The sequence below is a fragment of the Lientehia hominis genome (genome assembly GCF_021044755.1).
In the GTDB taxonomy this organism is placed as follows: domain Bacteria; phylum Bacillota; class Clostridia; order Lachnospirales; family Lachnospiraceae; genus Lientehia; species Lientehia hominis.
This window is the reverse complement of sequence record NZ_JAJNOR010000001.1, coordinates 80,613-102,687: the sequence shown is the minus strand read 5'-3', so window position 1 is coordinate 102,687 and position 22,075 is coordinate 80,613. Positions and strand designations below refer to the sequence as shown.

Annotated in this window: 22 protein-coding genes; 21 read left to right on the top strand and 1 reads right to left on the bottom strand. The window is 46.8% G+C overall.

Translation table 11 applies throughout. The features are described from left to right. Window positions 1–35: 35 nt before the first annotated feature. From hisZ to LQE92_RS00445, 8 genes are all read left to right on the top strand, one after another. Complete coding sequence (gene hisZ / locus LQE92_RS00480) at window positions 36–1,295, top strand: ATP phosphoribosyltransferase regulatory subunit (RefSeq protein WP_231061056.1); 1,260 nt, start codon at window positions 36–38, stop codon at window positions 1,293–1,295. 43 nt (window positions 1,296–1,338) lie between these two features. After that, on the top strand, window positions 1,339–1,998 hold the full coding sequence (hisG, locus tag LQE92_RS00475; protein ID WP_231061055.1) for an ATP phosphoribosyltransferase: 660 nt from the start codon (window positions 1,339–1,341) through the stop codon (window positions 1,996–1,998). A gap of 40 nt (window positions 1,999–2,038) precedes the next feature. Continuing rightward, window positions 2,039–3,328, top strand: a complete 1,290-nt coding sequence (hisD, locus tag LQE92_RS00470; protein WP_231061054.1) for a histidinol dehydrogenase — start codon at window positions 2,039–2,041, stop codon at window positions 3,326–3,328. A gap of 9 nt (window positions 3,329–3,337) precedes the next feature. Next, window positions 3,338–3,925, top strand: coding sequence for an imidazoleglycerol-phosphate dehydratase HisB (gene hisB, locus LQE92_RS00465; RefSeq protein WP_231061053.1), 588 nt, complete (start codon window positions 3,338–3,340; stop codon window positions 3,923–3,925). A gap of 26 nt (window positions 3,926–3,951) precedes the next feature. Beyond that, a complete protein-coding gene (gene hisIE, locus LQE92_RS00460; RefSeq protein ID WP_231061052.1) occupies window positions 3,952–5,238 on the top strand; it encodes a bifunctional phosphoribosyl-AMP cyclohydrolase/phosphoribosyl-ATP diphosphatase HisIE in 1,287 nt (428 codons plus the stop codon). A 68-nt stretch (window positions 5,239–5,306) separates the two neighbouring features. Continuing rightward, complete coding sequence (locus LQE92_RS00455; protein ID WP_231061051.1) at window positions 5,307–5,732, top strand: hypothetical protein; 426 nt, start codon at window positions 5,307–5,309, stop codon at window positions 5,730–5,732. 188 nt (window positions 5,733–5,920) lie between these two features. Continuing rightward, window positions 5,921–6,481 (top strand): RNA polymerase sigma factor, encoded by a 561-nt coding sequence (locus LQE92_RS00450; protein WP_231061050.1) that lies wholly within the window; start codon window positions 5,921–5,923, stop codon window positions 6,479–6,481. Beyond that, window positions 6,478–7,701: a hypothetical protein gene (locus tag LQE92_RS00445; protein ID WP_231061049.1), complete on the top strand. Its 1,224-nt coding sequence runs from the start codon at window positions 6,478–6,480 to the stop codon at window positions 7,699–7,701. The genes LQE92_RS00450 and LQE92_RS00445 overlap by 4 nt, the downstream gene beginning before the upstream one ends. Window positions 7,702–7,708: 7 nt before the next feature. On the opposite strand, the gene LQE92_RS00440 is transcribed toward LQE92_RS00445, so the two are convergent. After that, on the bottom strand, window positions 7,709–8,536 hold the full coding sequence (locus tag LQE92_RS00440; protein WP_231061048.1) for a DUF368 domain-containing protein: 828 nt from the start codon (window positions 8,534–8,536) through the stop codon (window positions 7,709–7,711). Between the two features lie 266 nt (window positions 8,537–8,802). Here LQE92_RS00440 and LQE92_RS00435 point away from each other — a divergent pair, with 266 nt between their 5' ends. The 13 genes from LQE92_RS00435 to rpmA all read left to right on the top strand — a co-directional run bounded on the left by LQE92_RS00435 (window position 8,803) and on the right by rpmA (window position 22,001). Then, a complete protein-coding gene (locus tag LQE92_RS00435) occupies window positions 8,803–10,482 on the top strand; it encodes an ABC transporter substrate-binding protein (protein WP_231061047.1) in 1,680 nt (559 codons plus the stop codon). Window positions 10,483–10,575: 93 nt separating this feature from the next. Continuing rightward, window positions 10,576–11,580 (top strand): ABC transporter permease, encoded by a 1,005-nt coding sequence (locus tag LQE92_RS00430; protein ID WP_231061046.1) that lies wholly within the window; start codon window positions 10,576–10,578, stop codon window positions 11,578–11,580. After that, window positions 11,561–12,433 carry an ABC transporter permease gene (locus LQE92_RS00425; protein ID WP_231061045.1) on the top strand — a complete coding sequence of 291 codons (873 nt, stop codon included), beginning with the start codon at window positions 11,561–11,563 and terminating at the stop codon, window positions 12,431–12,433. The genes LQE92_RS00430 and LQE92_RS00425 overlap by 20 nt, the downstream gene beginning before the upstream one ends. A 9-nt stretch (window positions 12,434–12,442) precedes the next feature. Next, entirely contained in the window at window positions 12,443–13,372 is a 930-nt protein-coding gene (locus LQE92_RS00420) for an ABC transporter ATP-binding protein (RefSeq protein WP_231061044.1), read from the top strand. Beyond that, on the top strand, window positions 13,362–13,982 hold the full coding sequence (locus LQE92_RS00415) for an ABC transporter ATP-binding protein (protein WP_231061043.1): 621 nt from the start codon (window positions 13,362–13,364) through the stop codon (window positions 13,980–13,982). The genes LQE92_RS00420 and LQE92_RS00415 overlap by 11 nt, the downstream gene beginning before the upstream one ends. A 92-nt stretch (window positions 13,983–14,074) precedes the next feature. Then, on the top strand, window positions 14,075–16,324 hold the full coding sequence (locus LQE92_RS00410) for a response regulator (RefSeq protein WP_231061042.1): 2,250 nt from the start codon (window positions 14,075–14,077) through the stop codon (window positions 16,322–16,324). A gap of 224 nt (window positions 16,325–16,548) precedes the next feature. Then, window positions 16,549–18,417, top strand: coding sequence for a TIGR03960 family B12-binding radical SAM protein (locus tag LQE92_RS00405; protein WP_231061041.1), 1,869 nt, complete (start codon window positions 16,549–16,551; stop codon window positions 18,415–18,417). After that, on the top strand, window positions 18,401–19,144 hold the full coding sequence (locus LQE92_RS00400; protein ID WP_231061040.1) for a TIGR03936 family radical SAM-associated protein: 744 nt from the start codon (window positions 18,401–18,403) through the stop codon (window positions 19,142–19,144). The genes LQE92_RS00405 and LQE92_RS00400 overlap by 17 nt, the downstream gene beginning before the upstream one ends. After that, window positions 19,141–20,331, top strand: a complete 1,191-nt coding sequence (locus tag LQE92_RS00395) for a ribonuclease E/G (RefSeq protein ID WP_231061039.1) — start codon at window positions 19,141–19,143, stop codon at window positions 20,329–20,331. Before LQE92_RS00400 ends, LQE92_RS00395 begins: the two co-directional genes overlap by 4 nt. A 155-nt stretch (window positions 20,332–20,486) precedes the next feature. After that, window positions 20,487–20,858, top strand: coding sequence for a lipocalin-like domain-containing protein (locus tag LQE92_RS00390; protein ID WP_231061038.1), 372 nt, complete (start codon window positions 20,487–20,489; stop codon window positions 20,856–20,858). 179 nt (window positions 20,859–21,037) lie between these two features. Continuing rightward, window positions 21,038–21,346, top strand: coding sequence for a 50S ribosomal protein L21 (rplU, locus tag LQE92_RS00385; RefSeq protein ID WP_147595843.1), 309 nt, complete (start codon window positions 21,038–21,040; stop codon window positions 21,344–21,346). A 13-nt stretch (window positions 21,347–21,359) separates the two neighbouring features. Then, entirely contained in the window at window positions 21,360–21,707 is a 348-nt protein-coding gene (locus LQE92_RS00380) for a ribosomal-processing cysteine protease Prp (protein ID WP_231061037.1), read from the top strand. A gap of 3 nt (window positions 21,708–21,710) precedes the next feature. Further along, window positions 21,711–22,001, top strand: coding sequence for a 50S ribosomal protein L27 (rpmA, locus tag LQE92_RS00375; protein ID WP_147595844.1), 291 nt, complete (start codon window positions 21,711–21,713; stop codon window positions 21,999–22,001). The last annotated feature ends 74 nt before the right edge of the window (window positions 22,002–22,075 follow it).

The following is a 22,075-nucleotide window of genomic DNA, read 5'->3' as shown; positions in this document are numbered from 1 at the left end:
ATCGCGTTAATATATTAAAGTGTCAGGAGATCTTTATGAAACAATTATTACATACGCCGGAAGGAGTCCGGGACATTTATAATTCCGAATACGCCGAAAAGCTGGTCATCGAGGACAGGATCCGGAGCACATTAAAGCGGTACGGATATAACGAGCTTCAGACTCCTACCTTTGAGTTTTTTGATATTTTTAATAAAGAGCGGGGAAGCGTCGCTTCTAAGGAAATGTATAAATTTTTTGACCGGGAAGGGAATACTCTGGTGCTCCGTCCGGATATGACGCCTCCTGTGGCCAGGTGCGCCGCAAAATATTATACGGACGAACCGTTTCCCATCCGCCTCAGTTATCTTGCCAATACTTTCATCAATCACAGCAGTTATCAAGGACGCCTGAAGGAATCTACCGTGCAGGGAGCCGAGCTGATCGGGGATGATTCCAGTGACGCAGATGCGGAAATGATCGCTCTTACCATCGATTGTCTTTTAAAAGCAGGTCTCAAAGATTTTCAGGTCGATATCGGACAAGTGGGTTTTTTCAAAGGCCTGGTGGAAGAAGCAGGACTTGACGAAGATACGGAGGAGAGGCTCCGGGCACTCATAGAAGAAAAGAATTTCTTTGGTGTGGAGGAACTGGTTCAGGAGCAAAACCTTGATGAGAAACTGACGGAAGTCTTTTTAAAGCTACCGGAGCTTTTCGGATCCGCAGAACTCATAGAGACGGCGAAGGCCATGACTGTAAATGCCCGTTCAAAGGCGGCTGTGACACGCTTGGAGAATTTATACCGCATCCTCAGTTATTACGGACTGTCAGACTATGTGTCATTTGATCTGGGCATGCTGGGCAAATATAAGTACTATACAGGGATCATTTTCCGAGGGGTCACCTTTGGCATGGGAGAACCGATCGTATCGGGCGGCCGCTACGACGGCCTGATGAAACAGTTTGGGAAGGACGCTCCTTCTGTAGGCTTTTCTATATCCATAGACGGCCTGATGGCCGCGCTCTCCAGGCAGAATATCGAGATTGAGACTCCGAAGATGGACATCCTTCTGCTCTACGACAGATCCAGACAGGCATCTGCAATACCAATGGCCTCTCATCTCAGGAATTCCGGGAAAAACCTGCAGCTCATCCGAAGGAAAGAAGAGACTTTGCTTGAAGATTACACAGCCTTTGCCAGACGGAACCGTCTGGAGGAGATTTATTATTTATCCGACAGCGGGCAGGACATCCAGGTGGTTTGTCCGGATACGGGAGAGATAAGGCACCTTTCCTATCCGAAAGGAATTGAGTGAAAACAGTACTCAGGAAAATGAGACAGATAGAAGAGGATAACATATGAGATATTTAACATTTGCCCTGGCAAAGGGACGGATGGCTAAGAAGACCATGGAGCTGTTTGAAGCCATCGGTCTGCCCTGTGAAGAGATGAAGGATGAAGGGACCCGCAAACTGATTTTTGTGAATGAAGAGCTTAAACTCCGCTTTTTCCTGGCAAAGGCCAATGACGTTCCTACTTATGTGGAGTACGGCGCCGCCGATATCGGGATTGTCGGAAAGGACACTATTCTGGAAGAGGGAAGGCGGCTTTATGAAGTCCTGGATCTGGGGATTGGAAAGTGCAGGATGTGCGTCTGCGGGCCGAAGGATGCGGCAGATAAGCTCAAGCACCATGAGCTCATCCGGGTAGCCACCAAATATCCCGGTATCGCTAAGGACTATTTTTATAATAAAAAACATCAGACCGTAGAGATTATCAAGCTAAACGGATCCATTGAGCTTGCGCCCATTGTAGGCCTTTCAGAAGTCATTGTGGACATCGTGGAAACGGGCTCGACTCTGAGGGAAAACGGGCTTACGGTCTTAGAGGAGATCGTAGGGCTCTCTGCAAGGATGGTGGTCAATCAGGTCAGCATGAAGATTGAGCACGAACGCATCAGCAGAATCATTACCGATATGAGAGCACTTATCCAGTCAAGAGAGCAGGACGGACGGTAATATCCGTACTTTTTGCCGTCAGGCGACAGGAGGAGACAAAATGAGAATAGTGAAGTTGGATGAGTCATCTAAAAAGGACATACTGGATCAGCTTTTGAAGAGAAGTCCTGGACATTATGGCACCTATACGGAGACTGTGAATGCCATTGTGGAGGAAGTACGAAAGAACAGGGATTCAGCTTTGTTTGCTTATACGGAAAAGTTTGACGGCTGCAGACTGGACGCATCTACTGTCCGCGTCACGGAGGCTGAGATGGAAGAGGCGTACGGCCTGGTGGAAAAAGAGCTTGTGGAGGTCATTCGAAAGGCGCTTGTGAATATCCGTGCCTTTCACGAAAAACAGCGGCGGTACAGTTGGTTTGATTCCAGTGAGAATGGCGTTTTGCTGGGACAGAAGGTCACGCCCCTTAACCGGGTGGGTGTATATGTTCCGGGCGGAAAGGCCGTGTATCCATCCTCTGTACTGATGAATATTGTTCCTGCCAGGGTGGCGGGAGTGAAAGAAATCGTCATGATTACCCCGCCGGGCAAAGACGGCAGAGTAAATCCGGCTGTCCTGGTAGCCGCAAAAGAAGCCGGAGTAGATAAGGTCTTTAAAGCAGGCGGGGCTCAGGCGATCGCTGCTCTGGCTTTTGGGACAGAATCCATACCGAGGGTTGATAAAATCGTAGGTCCCGGAAATATTTTTGTCGCCTTGGCTAAAAAAGCAGTATTTGGTTTCGTGAGCATAGATTCTATCGCCGGCCCCAGTGAGATTCTTGTATTAGCCGATGAAACGGCAGATTCCCGCTATGTGGCTGCAGATCTTTTGTCCCAGGCAGAACATGACGAAATGGCCTCCGCTATTCTGGTCACCACCTCTGAACGGCTGGCAGACGCGGTAAACCAGGAAATAGATGGTTTCCTTAAAATTCTCAGCAGAAGGGATATCATCTCCAGATCTCTGGAGAATTACGGATATATCCTGCTGGCAGATACCCTGGATGAGGCCATAGCGGCTGCCAATGAGATTGCTTCTGAGCATCTGGAGATCATGACCGAAGACGCTTTTACCGTCATGACGAAGATTCGGAATGCCGGAGCTATCTTTATCGGAGAACACAGCTGTGAGCCGCTGGGAGACTATTTTGCCGGGCCGAACCATGTGCTTCCCACCAACGGGACGGCCAAATTCTTTTCACCCCTGGGCGTGGATGATTTTGTAAAGAAGTCCAGTATCATATCGTATTCCAGGGAAGCCCTGGAGCCCATCCATGAAGACATCATACGGTTTGCGGATCAGGAGAAGCTGACCGCCCACAGCAATGCCATAAAAGTTCGGTTTGAATAGGAGGGCGCCATGAAACGAATCGGAACAGTTTTAAGAAAAACCAGTGAGACAGACATATCCGTTACATTAAATCTGGATGGAACGGGCATTAGTGAGATTCAGACCGGGATTGGTTTTTTCGACCACATGCTTGTGAGCTTTGCGAAGCACGGCCTGTTTGATCTGACCGTATCAGTCAAGGGAGATCTGGAAGTGGATACACATCATACCATTGAAGACACAGGCATTGCACTGGGTCAGGCCATTGGAAAGGCGGTGGGAGACAAGACGGGAATCCGCCGGTATGGCTCTTTTCTGCTTCCCATGGACGAATCCTTAGTTCTCTGTGCCCTGGATTTGTCAGGACGTCCATATTTGGTATATGACGCCGTTCTCACGGCAGAGCGTGTCGGCTGTCTTGAGACGGAGATGATCAGGGAATTTTTCTATGCGGTTTCCTATTCGGCAGCTATGAATCTTCACATCAAGGAGATTCACGGCGAGAATACTCATCATGTGATTGAAGCCATGTTCAAGGCGTTTGCCAAGTCCCTGGATATGGCCACCATGACAGATGGCCGGATTCCCGGACTCTTGTCCACAAAGGGTTCTTTATAACTTATAAATCGTGAGGAGAAGACGACATGGCAGAAGAAAAGAAACTGGCAGCTTTGTTTGCCCTTAGAAACGGTCAGGTAGAAATTGAAATAGAACGGGGAGGGTTTCCCGATAACAGCCCGGAAGAGCTGTGCCGTTATTACGATGACAACGGCGCTGATGAATTAATGATCATGGACCTCTCGGAGGATGATGCAGGGCATGACGTCCATATCGGCATGATCAAAAAGATTGCCTGCGCCGTGGATATCCCTGTGATTACGGGCGGACGGGTCAAACGGGTGGAGGATGTGAAAAAATATCTTTATGCCGGAGCAAAAATGGTATATTTAAAAGCCTCCGAGGAAGAAAGCATTGATATTTTAAAGGAGGTTTCCGACCGTTTCGGTAAAGAGAAGATTGCTGTTTGGCTGGACAGAGAGGATAAAATCTCACGGATGGAGGAGTATGCTTCTTTAGGAGCCGGCTGTTTCATTCTGGATATGGGAGCCGCTTTCACATGCCTCCCGGAAGGCAGCGGGTATCCGATGCTTCTTCTGACCCAGATGAGGACGGCGCCAGAGCTCAAACCTATCCTGTCGCTTCCCGGAGTGAAGGGAGCCGTTCTTTCGTTTGGGAAAGACGACGGCACTGACTGTATGAGCCTTAAACAGCATCTGAAAAAAGAAGGGCTTTCCATGAATACGTTTGAAAGCCCGATGAGCTTTTCCCAGCTTAAGCTGGGACCGGATGGCCTGGTTCCGGTCATCGTACAGGATTATAAGACCTCCGAAGTCCTCATGATGGCGTATATGAATGAAAAAGCCTTTGAGGACACTCTGGAAACGGGTAAAATGCACTATTACAGCCGGAGCAGAAAAAGCCAGTGGCTGAAGGGGGAGACCTCCGGCCACTTCCAATACGTAAAATCTCTTTATCTGGACTGTGACAATGATACCCTTTTGGCCAAGGTGGCTCAAATGGGAGCTGCCTGCCACACCGGTCACCGCTCCTGTTTTTTTAATAATCTGGTGAAAAAGGAGTATGACGATACCAATCCGCTTATGGTATTTGAGGATGTGTATCAGGTAATCCTGGACAGAAAAGCCAATCCCAAGGAAGGTTCTTATACCAACTATCTGTTCGACAAAGGAATAGATAAAATATTGAAGAAGGTAGGAGAAGAGGCGACGGAGATCGTTATTGCCGCCAAAAACCCCAATCCGGAAGAAATCGTTTACGAACTGTCGGATTTCCTCTATCACGCCATGGTCCTGATGGCGGAAAAGGGCGTGACCTGGGAAGATATTACAAAAGAATTGGCAAATCGTTGACTTATTACTTGATTGTCCCTCCGGAATAGGGTAAAATTACATAAAAGAACTGTAAAGGGGGAGCAGCCATGGCATGGAAGGAGAAATGTTTTCGTTCCTTAATGGATGCGAAACTGTTTTTATCAACGGCACATATGGAGAGGTTCAAAGAATTGTGGAAAGTTCTGAAAAAACAGCCCTTCTGTACAAAAGGGATGTGTAAATGCCTGTTTATGGCCGCGTGGGACCAGGAGCATTATCAGTTCCTGAAGGACACGGTGGATGAGATGATTGCCAGGAAAGACACGGATACCTCCTATATGCTGGAAAAGGGAAGAGTCGTGTTGGACAATGTTGCTCTCAGCGAACGGGAACTGTTTAAACTCTCTATCCGTTTCCTGGAGGAGGAAGGAAGGACACCGGACGAGCGGTTCCTCCTGAAGCTGGCCCATCATTGGGTTCCAATCGCGGACAATACCCTGGAAGCAGGACGTCTTTTGGATGCTTTGGAATAAGTGAGACAAATATGAGGTTTAAACGAAATATGCTGGATAGGGCAATGGCCTTGTTCGGCATATTTTTTATTTATTTGAAAATGTTCTGCAGATGCACGTTAAGAAATTTTGTATTCGATACAACCAAATTCAAATTTTGTCGGGATATATAGTAAGGGCGCCTGACGGCTAAAAAAGGAGGTGTATTTATGCAGGACGACAGGATTGTAGCTCTGTACTGGCAGCGGGACGAAACAGCCATACAGGAAACGGAGCAAAAATATGGACGTTATCTCTTTAAAATCGCAAATAATATTCTTTCGGATTTAGAAGACAGTGAAGAAAGTGTCAACGACACGTATTTAAAAGCATGGAATTCTTTGCCGCCTCACAGGCCAAATGTCCTTTCCGCCTATCTTGGAAAAATCACGCGGCAGCTGTCCATCGATATTTTCAGAACAAGAAACAGAGAAAAGCGGAGGGCGACAGAATATGCTGTTTCTCTTTCTGAACTGGGAGACTGCGTTTCTGATACTGTTACAACGGAACAGACCGCAGATCTTCATCTTTTAGCAGAAACAATAAATACTTATCTTAATACATTATCGGCCCAGGGACGCACTACTTTTGTCGGAAGATATTACTTTATGGATTCCATTAAGGAAATCGCCGATTATCATGGCATGAGCGAGTCAAAAGTGAAAAGTATGCTGTACCGCACCCGGAAGGGACTTAGAATTTATTTGGAACAGGAGGGATATAATCTATGAAAAAAGAGGAAATCAGCGATGCGTTGAATATGCTTCATGATGATATCATTGAGGAAACAAACTTAGTCCGCAGAGAAAAAAAGAAAAAGAGACTGCACTGGGTCAAATGGGGAGTAGTGGCAGCGTGCCTTGTTTTGGCTGTATATGCGGGGATGCGGATGTTCCCCAAAAAGTCACCGGGGAATACTATAGAATTACCGCTTCTTACAATTTCCGAAAATAGTACTGACAGTATGGGTTTTGAGGGCTATATGGCCTATGATATTTCCGAACTGACCAATCAAAATCCCTGGAAAGAAACGACGGAGATCTCTGCCCTGCCGGTTTATCAGAATCCTCTGTCTTATGATGAAAACTCAATGGCATCAGGAGCTGATTCAGATAAAATGCGGGAACTTCTGATGGAAATCGCCGGCCGGCTGGGACTGGATCCTGTTTCTTTGGATATCACAGACAACGCTCCTGACGAAGAAACAAAGCAAAAAATCATAGAAAAGCTTCAGATTGGAGGAGACACCGTACCCGAGGGATATTTTGAACCGACGAGTCTGACGGCAGAAGCAGAAGGCTTGAAAATTGAAGTGGACCAGTCAATGACAGCGACGATTTTCTTTGAACCTGCCATATCATTGCCGGAAGAGTACAATTTTACTCACTACGCGTCTTATGAAGAGTTATTGAAAGCAGCGAAGTACCTTAAAAAGGAATATCAAAATCTAATTCATTTTGAAGATTCGAAGATCAATATTTATGGCGGCGATTATAACATTAATCTTCAGCAGGTATATCATATTGAATTTTTTGACGCAGGCGGCAGTCAGACAGAACAGATCGTCAATTACAATTTTAACCGGATTGCCTTTTACTGCAATGATGATGGGGATCTGTTCCTCGCCAGAATCTACCAGCCGGACTTATCGCAGAAAGTTGGTGACTATCCCATCATAACGGCAGATGAAGCGTCTGATCTGTTATCAAATGGAAACTATATTACAAGTGTACCTTATGAAATGGCCGGCCTGGATTACGCCGCAAAGGTGGAACTCGTTTATAGAAGGGGAACGAGGGAACAGTACTATATGCCGTATTACTGCTTCTACGTGGAAATTCCGGAGTTAGAAGAAAAAAACGGACTGAAGACCTACGGCGCATATTATGTTCCGGCCGTAAGATCTGAATATATTTCCAATATGCCATTATGGGACGGCGGCTTCAATTAACAGCGGATTATACGGTTTCTGGATGCTGTTCTTCCCACCTGGACAGAAGATAAATAATGAAAAATCCTGCGGCGGCCCAGAAGATGCAGGAAAAGATTTCTTTCCCGGCCGGCATTCGCGGAATCTCCCCCATGATATCTCCGATGGAACCCATCACAAATCCCAGTATGATCATATAAGTGGGATGAGGATATCGTTTCATGGCTGTTTCCAGAAATCTGGTCAGCAGAAGAATACCCAGGATACATCCTGCGCCAAAGGGGAGTAGAGACAGGAAATTTCTGTCTCCGAGCGCGCCGAAAATAAAATTATAGACTCCCATCATATACAGCATGGAAGAAAAAGAAATCCCAGGCAAAACTAACGCCAGCGCACCCAGAATACCGGCCAGAAACTGAATGAGGAAACTGAGGAGGCCACCGCTTCCGGCATGAAACAGATTTTTTGGAAGCATGGCGATGCCAAATACAAGGATCAGTCCGGCAGCAAGATAGAGAAAGCTTTTAAAGGACAAGTGTTCTGTCCTCGATTCTTTATAGATGACCGGAATCCCTCCGATCACAGCTCCGATCACAAAAAATCCCATTTCCTGTGGAAAATGACGGTTTAGGGAAGCCATGGGGCCGGATAAGATGAGGAACGCGGCTCCGGCTCCCAGCACGAATTGGAGCAAGAAGAAAAAACTCTCTTTTTTGTGCTTCATAAATGAACTGACCGATGAGATCATACGGTCATATACTTTAAAGATCATGGACATGGTTCCGCCGCTGACCCCCGGGATCAGCATGGAGCCGCCGATGATAAAACCTTTGATTATTGTGGAAATCTCGAACATTCTGCCTGCCTTTCTTATATTCCTCTCTTGAATTCTGTAAACAAGTTGACGTGAAATTGATACCACTATAACAGACGAGGAGCCGTCTGTCCATAATTCAAGCACGAGCTTGATGCTTTCTTAACAGAAGGTCTGCCGCCATCCTGTTTATACTAACTTTATGCGAATGTTAAAAAAATATCCCCCGGGGTGGCTTCCCGAAGAAGCACGAATTATGTATAATAAACCCGTTGGCTGAAAAAGCGTAAAACAGGAGGATGGAAAAGATGAAAAAGGGAATGAAGGCACTCACAGTGCTTTTATGCATAATCGCTTTGGCTGCAGGCTGCGGCAGATCCGGAGATTCCGGTACATCGACAGTCAAGCCGAGCCAGACGGCAGGCAACACAGAGAAGACGGAGAAGGAAGAGACGGAGAAAAACGAGGGGGAACCTGCGGAAGCAAAATCAGAGGTGAGCATTGGTTTTTCCAGTGAGGGAGATTCTTTTGACCCCTGCACGGGATTCGGATATACAGGTTCTCCCCTTTACTCTAATCTGGTAAAAGTAAATGGCGACGATCAGCTGGAAAATGATCTGGCTACAGGATATACGGTCAGTGACGACGCGCTGACTTGGACCTTTAAAATAAGAGACGATGTGACGTTTACAAATGGTGATCCTCTGAAAGCTTCCGATGTGGCTTTCTCGTTCAACACCGCCAAGGAAAAAGCCACTTACATGGATCTGACCATGATGGAGAGCTGCAAAGCAACGGATGATACTACCGTCGAATTCAAGCTGTCAAAGCCTTGTGTGACTTTTATCTATACAATTGCTCAGATGGGGATCGTACCGGAAAATGCCTATAGTGATAAATTTGGTCTGGAAGCAGACCAGATCATCGGATCTGGTCCTTATAAGATGGTCCAGTGGGATAAGGGCCAGCAGTTTATCCTGGAGGCAAATGAAAGTTATTACGGGGAACAGCCTAAGATAAAGAGAGCGGTTGTTCTGATTCAGGAAGAAGACGCCCGTTTTGTAGCCGCACAGGCGGGAGAGGTGGATATCGCTCTCACTTCCGCGACACTGGCCGCCTCAGAAATCAAAGGAATGCATGTGGAAGAAGTCGAATCTGTGGATAACAGAGGCATCACGCTTCCTACAGTTCCCGATGAAGGCAAGACGACGGAGGATGGCTACAAAATTGGTAATAACATCACCTGCGATGTCAATGTACGAAAAGCACTCTGTTATGGCATTGACCGGGAGAAGATTATAGAGGAAGCTTTAAACGGCTATGCGGCTCCGGCGTATTCCGAATGTGACGGAATGCTGTGGTGGAACAAAGAAGATGTGATTGAAACAGACATTGAATATGCCAATAAGCTCTTAGATGAATCTGGCTGGAAGGATACGGACGGAGACGGAATCCGGGAAAAAGACGAAGAGAAGCTGTCCTTTAATCTGATGTATTTTGCGGGAGACTCCATGCGTCAGGCAGTGGCAATGTCTGTGGCAAATCAAGCCAAAGAAAATATGGGATTTGACATAAACGTCGAAGGTGTGAGCGCGGACGATACCGTGAAAAGAATGTTCTCGGAACCTATGATCATGGGATGGGGCTCGGACAGTCCGATGACTTCCTATATGTTGTATCACAGCAGCAACGCAGGTAAGACTGATTTTTATAATCCCGAATTTTATACCAGTGAAAAAACAGATGAATATCTGGACAAGGCGATGAACTCCCTCACAATTGAGGACTCCTATGAATGGTGGCAGAAAGCGCAGTGGGACGGAGAGACGGGTACCTCCATGAGAGGAGAGGCCCCCTGGGCATTCTACGTGAATATGACGCATCTTTATTATGTAAAGGACGGACTGGATATCGGAAATCAGAGGATACACGCCCATGGACAAGCCTGGCCCCTGATTGCCAATCTGGCGGAGTGGACCTGGGAATAAGGAAATCATTGATAAAAATATTATTTTGCTCCGGGCAGATTTTGTCCGGAGCGAAATGTGCGTTTACAATAAAAGAAAAATGAGGGTGGGCGAATGAAAAAAATGCACGTTCTTAAATTTACGGGCAGATATCTGGTCCGTGTGGTGACACTTCTGATCGCTGTCAGCATAATCAGTTTCATACTGGTCAGCGCGTCTCCTGTGGATCCTGTACAGCAGTACGTGGGAGCAGTCCCAAACGTCAGTGAAGAACAAAGAGAAAATATAGCGGAATACTGGGGATTAAATGATCCTCCACTGGAGAGATTCCTCGCCTGGGGAAATTCTATTCTCCATGGCGACTTCGGTACATCACTGATATACCGCCGTCCGGTTCTGGATATCATCAAAGAAAAATTTGCAGCTTCTTTGGCGCTCATGTTGACGGCCTGGCTCTTTTCGGGCCTGATTGGTTTCGGTATCGGGTGCGCCATGGGAATTTTTAATGGAAAGTGGCTGGATAAGATTCTGAAAAAGATCTGCCTTGTCATGTGTTCGATTCCTACGTTTTGGATAGGAATCGTGTTTCTCATGTTCTTTTCTGTGAAGCTGGGATGGTTCCCAATGGGGATGAGCGTGCCAAAGGGAGTGCCGGCCGATGAGGTTACTATCCTGCAGAGAATCCATCATCTGGTTTTGCCCGCATTGACTCTCAGCTTTCTTTCCTTTGCCAACGTGGCGCTTCATACAAGAGAAAAGCTGGTAGATGTGCTGGAAAGTGATTATGTTCTTTTTGCCAAGGCGAGAGGAGAATCACGATTCAGCATTCTGAAGCGGCACGGGTTCAGGAATATACTGCTTCCCGCTGTTACCATGCAGTTCGGTTCATTCAGTGAATTGTTCGGCGGTTCTGTGCTCGCAGAAAGTGTTTTCTCTTATCCCGGACTGGGTGCGGCTGCGGCTGCGGCAGGTATGGGATCTGACATCCCTCTTCTTTTGGGAATTACTCTGTTCAGCGCTTTGTTCGTCTTTGCCGGAAATATGCTGGCCAATATTATCTATGGAATCGTAGATCCGCAGATCAAGGAGGGATATAAGAATGAGTCATATGGCAGCTAAAGACCGTACTCTGCGAGTTGGAAAGGGCTCCTGTTTTCTGAACAGGAGAACAAAAATCATCGTCTTGGCGGTACTGATGTTTGCCGTGCTTGTGGGAATATATCTGGCAGGGGCTTTATCAAGCAATGATCTGATCGCGGCAGATTTCTCTCAGAAAGGTCTGAAACCTTCCTGGGAGCATCCCTTCGGAACAGATATGCTGGGCAGAGACATGCTGGTGAGGACCATAAAGGGTTTATCTGTCAGTATTGTAGTAGGGACTGTGGCATCCTGCGTAAGCGCTGTGATCGCTTTGATCGTAGGCGTCGTGGCGGCTACAGGGGCATCTTGGCTGGATCACTTTATCAACTGGGTGATAGACCTGGTAATGGGGATTCCTCACACGGTCCTTCTGATTCTGATATCCTTTGCCTGCGGGAAGGGTCTTAAAGGAGTCCTCATAGGTGTGGCGGTCACCCATTGGACAGGGCTGGCCCGTATTATCCGTAGTGAAGTCCTTCAGATACGTTCCCAGCAGTATATCGAGGTATCCAGAAAGCTAGGACATTCCAGCTGGTGGATCACCGTCCATCATATTCTGCCTCATATGGTGCCGCAGTTTATCATCGGGCTCATCCTGATGTTTCCCCACGCCATCATGCACGAATCCAGTCTTACTTTTCTTGGGTTTGGCCTGCCCCCGGAGCAGCCGGCTATCGGTATCATCCTGTCAGAATCCATGAAATATCTTTCAACGGGAATGTGGTGGCTGGCCTTTTTTCCGGGACTGATGCTGGTAATCATCGTCCTGCTGTTTGACCGTTTGGGAGAGAACCTGAAGAAGATCATAGATCCTTACAGCGCCCATGAATAGGAGAGAGTTATGGAAAAAGAACCAATTTTAACGGTTAAGGATCTGTCAGTATCCTTTCATATGTATGACACAGGGCTGGAGCAGTATGATCTTAAAGTAATCTCCAACCTGAATTTGGATGTATGCCCAGGAGAGATTGTGGCGATTGCCGGATCCAGCGGTTCCGGAAAAAGCCTTTTGGCTCATGCGGTCATGGGGCTTTTGCCGGGGAATGCGGCAATGAGCGGGGAGATTTCTTATAGAGGCCGTGTACTGTCCCAGAAAGACAAAGAAAAACTGAGAGGAAAGGAAATGGCGCTGGTTCCTCAGTCTGTCGCTTATCTGGATCCACTGATGAAGGTGGAAGCACAGGTGAGGGGCAGCAAACCGGACCGGGAACGCATAGCCGCCCAGCGGGAGATCTTTAAACGGTTTCATCTGGATGAGAAAACAGAAAAGCTGTATCCCTTTCAGCTTTCAGGCGGTATGGCCAGAAGAGTCCTTGTCTCCACGGCAGTGATCAGCGGCGCAGAGCTGATCATTGCCGACGAGCCTACACCGGGACTGGATCTGGAGATGGCGCTGGAGGCTCTGAAGGTTTTTCGGGAACTTGCGGATGAGGGAAAAGCTGTGGTACTGATCACTCATGATATTGACCTGGCGTTTCATATAGCGGACCGTATCGCCGTTTTCTATGCGGGAACAACTGTGGAAATAACGGAAGCAGAGGATTTCAGGAAGGGGCCTGAGGCTCTTCGCCATCCTTATTCCAAAGCGCTGTGGGAGGCACTTCCGCAGAATGGTTTTAAACCGATTGCTGGTTTTCAGCCTTATGCAAAATATCTCCCGGAGGGCTGCCTGTTTTCTCCCAGATGTCCTTATAAAACAAAGGAATGTGAACAAGAGATACCCATGAGAGAGGTGCGTGGGGGATATGTGAGGTGTATTCATGCGGATTGAAGCGAAAAATATCAGCTTTCGGTATGGTGCTAAATCTCCGTGGATTTTACAGGACGTCAGCCTGAGTATAGAAGAAGGAGAACGGGTCGGTCTGGTGGGGCCAAGCGGATATGGGAAGAGTACGCTGATTCGGATTATGGCCGGATATCTCCGCCCGCAAAAAGGGGAAATCCTTTTGGACGGAAAACCGCTTCCACGAAAAGGCATTTCTCCGGTACAGCTGATTTATCAGCATCCGGAAAAAGCCATAAATCCTCGATGGAAAATGAAAAAAGTGCTGCAGGAATCCGGTATGTACCGGGACGAGGTGATGGAAGCGCTCGGGATTGAAAAAGACTGGCTGGAGCGATATCCGAGAGAACTGTCCGGGGGTGAGCTGCAGCGGTTCTGTGTGGCCCGTTCCCTGTTTCATGGAACTCATTTCCTGTTTGCGGACGAGATGAGCACCATGCTGGATGTGATCACACAGGCGCAGATCTGGAATCTGATGTTAAAAGAAGTGGAGGAGCGTCGACTGGGACTTTTGATGGTGACCCATAATAAAGAACTGGCGAAAAAAATATGTGATCGGGAAATCCGCCTGGAGGAAATAAACAGCAAGGATTTGTGAAGCCGGGTTTACATTTCTCCATATGAAAAAACATTGCTGAACCCCCTTTTCTATGATACTATGATTAAAAAATAATGTTAAGAGGGGATATCATGTCTGAAAACCATCATGCAGCCCAAAAATATCATAAGCTGTCATCAGTCACCGCAATATTCCTGGCGGTTTTGATGCTTGGATACTATCTTGTATCTGTATTTTATACGGGCAGTATAGTCGAAGAAATTGAAAATATAAAAGAACACCCCTTTCCAGTAGTCATTGCTGCTGGCGATATGAAGGTGAATTCACTGCAAATCAGACTGCTGGCTGCCCGCCTTGGAACTGACCGATCCGAGGAAGCTATAGAAGAAGTCTCAAACAGCTTTGTGCAGAATCAGGAAAGCAGCCGGGAAGCGTTATATATCCTAACAGAATTGTACCTTACCGATGCCGACGCCGCTGTAAATATCAGTACGCTCTATGACAATGTGATTCAGCAGATGAACGTCCTATTAGAGATGTGTCAGAACAGCGGTGCCATGGATGCAGTTATCAAAAGATTCACGGATAATATGATTATTCCCTTTTTGGACGAAATCGACAGTGAACTGACCCTTTTAGTGAAAAATGCAGATAATAAATTTAATGAATTTTATGGTCAATCTTTATCGTACAGAAAAATAATGCTTCTTTTGGTCACAGCTTTAGGCATTGCAGTGGCTGTGTCCCTGTTTATTTACCAGCATATTCTGAAAAAACGGGAAAAAGAAGCGGTATATCTGCAAAAACAGATCGCGGAAGCCGCTCAGGCCGCCAACGAAGCCAAATCTCAGTTTCTCAGCAACATGTCCCACGATATCAGAACGCCTATGAATGCTGTCATTGGCATGACTGCGATTGCCAGTTCCCATCTGGATGACAGGGAACGTGTAAAGAAATGTCTGAGTAAGATATCAACCTCCTCCAGACATTTGCTGAGCCTGATCAATGAAATTCTGGATATGAGCAAAATTGAAAAGGGAAAGGTTGTACTGAACGAGGAACCCATCAGCCTTGCAGATTTTGTACATGATTTTGTGACCATAATCGAACCTCAGGTAAAAGCGAAGCATTTAAAACTAGATCTGTCTATCCTGGGAATTACAAATGAAATTGTGATTACTGACTCTATGCGCCTGCATCAAATCATGCAGAACATCATGAGCAATGCTATCAAATTTACTGATGAGGGAGGAGAAGTCAGACTCCGTATGGAACAGAAGTCCTGCGAGTGCGACGGACGGGCGATTTATGAATTCCAGTTCAGCGATACCGGGATTGGTATGAGCGAAGAATTTCAGCAGGTCCTGTTCCAGCCATTTGAACGGGCCGCCACCTCTACTGTCAGCAAAACTGAGGGGACAGGGCTTGGAATGTCGATCACAAAGAACATCGTAGATATTATGGGTGGTATGATTTCTGTACATAGCCAGATAAACGTGGGAACTACGATTACGGTCTCGCTCCCATTAGAGACAGAACAGCAGGAAGAAAAAATCATTCCTGATTTATTCAAGGATCTGCGGTCACTGGTGGTGGACGATGATCAGGACGTGTGTATAAATACTGCGGAGATACTGGAAGAAATCGGTATGAAGAGTGAATGGGTCCTGAGCGGTGAAGAGGCTGTGGTCCGTGTAGAGACCGCCCATAAACAGTACATAGATTATAATGTTATTATTTTGGATTGGCTGATGCCCGGCATGGACGGCGTCAGGACAGCGAGAGAAATCCGGCAGAAAGTGGGAGATGACATTCCGATCATCATCCTCAGTGCTTATGATTGGACAGACATCGAGGAGGAAGCGCGTGAGGCTGGTGTTACCGCTTTTCTGTCTAAGCCTCTTTTTAAATCCCATCTCTATGAAGTCATGTGCGATACGCTGATGCCGGACAGGCTAAACAAGGATTTGGAATCGGATACCAGCAATGTTTCCCGGATATCCGGCCGGGTGCTTCTGGTTGAAGATAACGCGCTTAATTTAGAAATTGCCGAGACATTTCTTACCGAACGCGGTCTTCACGTAGACACGGCGGAGAATGGACGAGAGGCAATCACATTGGTTCAGAATGGATCTGTCCGTTATGATATTATATTTATGGATGTACAAATGCCGGTTTTAGATGGCTATCAGGCTACAAAGGCTATTCGTCAGTTAGAGGCGGAGGAAATGCGCCCCCGTACAATCATAGTAGGAATGTCCGCAAACGCCTTTAAAGAAGATGTGGACAAAGCCTTATCCATTGGTATGGATGACTATTTAACTAAGCCTATTGACAGCAAAAAGCTGGAACTTGTATTAACCAAATACTGTAGCTGCTAGCCCCTCTGCAGCTGCAGGTCCGCAGAAATAACGCCGCTTTCAGGCTCCTCCTTCGGGTTCGGAGCTTTTTTGCGTTCCTTTCCATTAACCACTTGAAGTTCTGTTTTAAAATGATATAATACTTTAGACTGTATTATTATCAGATTTTGATGAAATATTGTTTCAGATGCTGAGCGGTGACAGGGAATACAGAGCAGCCAAGCCCGGCAGCCGAAAGGAAAAATATGAAAAAACTAGCATTACGAGATGAAATACTGTTAAAAGTCGAAAAACCAGCGCGCTACATCGGCAATGAGGTGAATTCGGTGAAAAAGGATCCCCGCGGAGTGGATATCCGTTTTGTGATGTGTTTTCCCGATGTATATGAAATCGGGATGTCTCATTTGGGGATACAGATTCTGTATGACATGTTTAACAGAAGAGACGATGTCTATTGTGAGCGGGTCTATTCTCCGTGGATTGACATGGACAGGGTTCTCAGGGAAGAGCACATCCCTTTATTTTCGCTGGAAAGCCAGCTGCCAGTAAAGGACGCAGATTTTCTCGGTATTACGATTCAGTATGAAATGTGTTATACAAACATCCTCCAGATTTTGGATTTGAGTCAGATTCCTCTTAATGCCGCTGACCGTGGAGAAGAATATCCCATTGTCATCGGAGGAGGACCCTGTACCTATAATCCGGAGCCGATTGCTGCGTTTTTCGATATGTTTTATATCGGAGAAGGCGAGACCCGGTATAATGATCTGATGGATATCTATAAAGAAATTAAAGCTTCCGGCGGAAGCCGCCAGGATTTCCTGGAACGGGCTGCGGAACTTCCAGGAATTTATGTCCCGTCCTTTTATGATGTTTCATACTGTGAGGATGGTACTCTTAAATCCATGATGCCCAATAATCCTCATGCTTCCAGGCAGGTCATAAAGCAGCTGGTCATGGACATGGAGCAGGTCAGTTATCCGGAAAAACCCCTGGTGCCATATCTGAAAGCTACCCAGGACAGAGTGGTCCTGGAGATTCAAAGAGGCTGTATCCGGGGATGCCGGTTTTGTCAGGCCGGCATGGTATATCGACCTGTACGGGAAAGAAGCCTGGAACAGCTGGAACAGTATGCGGTGAATATCCTGGAAAATACCGGTCATGACGAGATTTCCCTGAGCTCCTTGAGCTCCAGCGATTACAGCCGGCTGAAGGAGCTGGTCTATTTTCTTATTGAAAAATTCAGGGATAAAGACGTGAATATTTCTCTGCCCTCCCTGCGGATCGATGCATTTTCTCTGGATGTGATGAGCCGTGTTCAGGATGTGAAAAAGAGCAGCCTTACCTTTGCACCTGAAGCAGGCAGTCAGAGAATGAGGAATGTGATCAATAAAGGCCTTACAGAAGAAGACATTCTGAACGGGTCGGCTGAGGCATTCCGGGGAGGCTGGAATAAGGTGAAGCTTTATTTTATGCTGGGACTCCCCACAGAGACAAAAGAGGATATGGAAGGGATTGCGGACTTGGCCAACAAAGTAGCGAAGGAATACTATGAAACTGTCCCGAAGGAAGAACGGCAGGGACGAGTCCAGGTAAATGTGAGTACCTCTTTCTTTATTCCAAAACCTTTCACTCCGTTTCAGTGGGCATCCATGTTCACTAAGGAAGAATATCTGGCAAAGGCTCGTGTGGTCAATGAGGCCATGAAAAATCAGCTGAACCATAAAAGTCTTAAATATAACTGGCACGAGGCCGACGTCTCCGTACTGGAGGGGGTCCTGGCCAGAGGAGACCGCCGAGTGAGCAAGGTCATATTGGATGCCTATCGCCGGGGATGTATTTATGATTCCTGGTCAGAATTTTTCGATAATGGGAAATGGATGGAAGCATTTGAGGCCCAGGATCTGGATCCGGCCTTTTATAATCTCAGAGAGAGATCCTTAGACGAGCTGCTGCCCTGGGACTTCATCGATACAGGCGTCACAAAAGATTTTTTGAAGAAAGAGTGGAAGCGCGCTATGGAGGGGACCGTCAGTTCCAACTGCCGGGCACAGTGCCAGGGCTGCGGTGTCAGGAAATTCGGCGGAGGTGTATGCTTTGAAGATCAGGATTAAATTTTCTAAGACCGGCATCATGAAATTCATCGGACATCTGGACGTGATGCGTTATTTCCAAAAGGTAAATCGGAGAGCGGGCGTGGATATCGCATATTCCGGCGGATTCAGTCCTCATCAGATCATGTCCTTCGCTTCCCCCCTAGGACTCGGTCTGACCAGCGAAGGGGAATATCTTGACATAGAAATGAACGGCACAGAGGATTCCCGCACGATGCGGGACCGTATGAATCATGAAATGGTGGAAGGAATGGAGATCTTAAGCTACCGCAGGCTGCCCGATACTGCCAAGCCTGCGATGTCCATTGTAGCTGCCGCTGATTATATGGTATCCTCAAAGGAAGGATATGAAGAAATCCTTTGGGACGGTTGGAAAGCTTTTTTTGCCTCTTTCTGTTCTCAGGAATCCATCCTGATTTGGAAAAAGACTAAAAAATGTGAAAAACAAGTGGACATCCGTCCGATGATATATGAGTGGAGAGTGGAAGCTTCAGGCATATTCCTGAGACTGGCTGCGGGAAGCGCTGATAATCTAAAGCCGGAGCTGCTTCTGGAGGCTCTCTTTCAATATGCCGGGAGGGAGTTCTGTCCGCACGCTTTTTCCATTCACCGTCTGGAGATTTATGCCGATACAGGAACAGAAAAGGAGCATTCTTTTATTCCATTGGAAGAAATGGGAGAAGAAATCCTGATTCCGGTTCCCAGAACGGAAGAGGATAAACCATGAGAAAAACGATCATCACTTCACTGAATAACTGGAGAATAACGGCCGAAGAAGATAACGGCCGTATTACAAGCCTTTTTCCGGAAGACCTGGAAGCGTGTTCTCTCATAGGCCGAATCTATGTGGGGCGAGTGAAGCATATCATAAAAAATATCCGGTCTGCTTTTGTGGATATCGGAGAAGATACAGTTTGTTATTATCCTCTGGAAGAATGGGAGCGGTATCCGAATGTCGGAATGACAGGCTGTCCCCTGCATGAAGGAGATGAGATTCTGGTCCAGGTGGAAAAAGATGCAGTTAAGACAAAAGCTCCTTCCGTGACTACTAAGCTCACTTTCACCGGACAGTATTTGGTGCTCATGACTGGGAAAACGGGGATATCCTTTTCTGCCAAAATAAAAGACAGAGCGCGGAGAGAGGCGCTTAAGGCGCTGCTTTATCCGCCGGGCACTGAGGACGCCGTTTACGGAATGATTGTCCGGACCAATGGAGAAAATGCACCGGAACAAGCGCTCTTATTGGAAAAATCACGGCTGGAAGCTCAGATGAACGCTGTTTTATCCACATGGACCAGCCGTACAGGCGGTTCGCTGCTCCACAAACCGGAGCCGGCGTTCCTTTCTGAAATCTTCAACAACCGCTCAGCTTCTCTGGATGAAGTGGTCACCGATGATCCAACGGTCTATGACATCATAAGAAAAAAGGAAGAATCCATCCGTATGGCAGATGAAAACGCCCGCCTCCCTTTTCTGCGCTATTATGAGGACGCCTATCCGCTGACGAAGATCTACAGTCTGGAAACAGTCCTGGAGCGTGCGCGGAAGGAAAGGGTATGGTTAAAATCGGGCGGCTATCTGGTGATCCAGCCGACGGAAGCGCTGGTATCCATCGACGTGAATACCGGAAAATTTGACGGAAAAAAGAGCCTGGAAGAGACTTTTTTTAAGATCAATCTGGAAGCTGCCGAAGAAATAGCCATTCAGCTCCGGCTTCGGAATCTTTCCGGAATTATCATTGTGGACTTCATCGATATGACGATAAAAGAGCATAAAGATGCACTTCTCAGAGCTTTTGAGGAAGCGCTCCGGAAGGATCCCGTAAAAACGGTGCTCCTTGGCTTCACACGTCTGAACCTCGCAGAACTCACAAGAAAGAAGATCCGGAAGCCTCTTCATGAAATATGGCCCTGAGTTTTTGGCGAAAAGTAAAAATTTACTTGTGTTTTGTCTAGATTTATAGTAGATTATTAAAGGCGGGCTAAAATTCTGGCAGTGCTTCAAAGGAACCATACCGGAATACATAGGGAGTGCCCGGACCGAATATTGAGACAAATGGAGGATTTGAAATGAAAAAGCGTATTGTGATTCTCATGTTGGTACTGGCCATGACAGTTATGGCTCTGACAGGCTGCGGTAAAAAAAGCAGTGCCCCTGTGGTAGGCGACTGGAAGATGACCACGATCGAAGTCAGCGGGATGACCCTTAATGTGGATCAGTTCCTGGCTATGGCTGGTCAGGATGATGTAAATATGACTCTGACCATCAGTGCAGATGGAAAATTCAGCATGGATGTGGCGGGAGAGAAAGCAGAAGGAACCTGGAAATACAAAGATTCCATCTGCACGCTGACTGCAGACGGAGAAGATGTCGACGCTGAGTATAAGGACGGAAAATTGGTCATGTCCATGGACGAAGGAACCATGACGTTCGAGAAATAAGCTGCTGTCATTGAATAGGAAGTAAAAACAAACGTAACAGGGATGGATTGGTTGTAAAAACACATTGACAACCATGGAAATCCCTGTTATATTTATATAGTATGCCGCGCAATGAGGTTGAAAAGGGCCGGAATTCCGGACACCGTAGTTGGCGAGTAATGATAAATAGGAGGTGCCCTATGTACGCGATTATAGCAACAGGTGGAAAGCAGTATAAAGTTGCCGAAGGCGATATCATCAAGGTGGAAAAGCTTGGCGCAGAAGCCGGCGAGACTTACACGTTCGATCAGGTATTGGCTGTAGGCGGTGAAGAGCTTACCATTGGCTGCCCTACTGTGGCAGGTGCAAGCGTTTCTGCTACTGTGATGAATGATGGCAGAGGCAAAAAGGTTATCGTTTACAAGTATAAGAGGAAGACCGGATATCACAAGAAAAACGGTCACAGACAAGCTTATACCCAGTTAAAGATTGATAAGATCAATGCTTAATTGGCATTTTTGAATGAAAACGATGATTACGGTTAAAGTAAAGATAGATTCCGATGGAAGATACCGTGGTTTTGAGGTAAAAGGCCATGCAGGTTTTGCGCCCGCCGGTGAGGATGTCGTGTGTGCTGCTGTCTCTGTATTGACACAGAACACCATAAATGCCATTGAGTCCTTTACGAAAGATGATATTTCTTATTCGGCCGATGACGGTTATCTGGAGTGTTCCCTTCCGGGGACGGTCAGTGAAGAATCTAAATTGTTGCTGAACACTCTGATGCTTGGGCTTGAAAGCATTGAGGAGAGTTACAGGACGGACAAAAAAGGAAATCAGTTGATATGTATCCTGACTGAGGAGGTGTAAGACATGTTGAAGATGAATCTTCAGTTATTCGCTCATAAAAAAGGTGTTGGTTCTACTAAGAACGGCAGAGATTCCGAGTCCAAGAGACTTGGCGCGAAAAGGGCGGACGGACAATTTGTGCTGGCCGGCAATATCCTTTACAGACAGCGCGGTACAAAGATCCATCCCGGAGTCAATGTTGGCCGCGGCGGCGACGACACATTGTTTGCTCTGGTAGATGGTGTGGTGCGTTTCGAGAGGAAAGGCAGAGACAAAAAGCAGGTTTCTGTGTACCCTAAGGTTGTAAACGAATAAGCCATGCATAATAGAAGCCGGCGCTGTGAGCGTCGGCTTTTTTACCCCGTGGGATAAACAGAAAGGAATGTGGC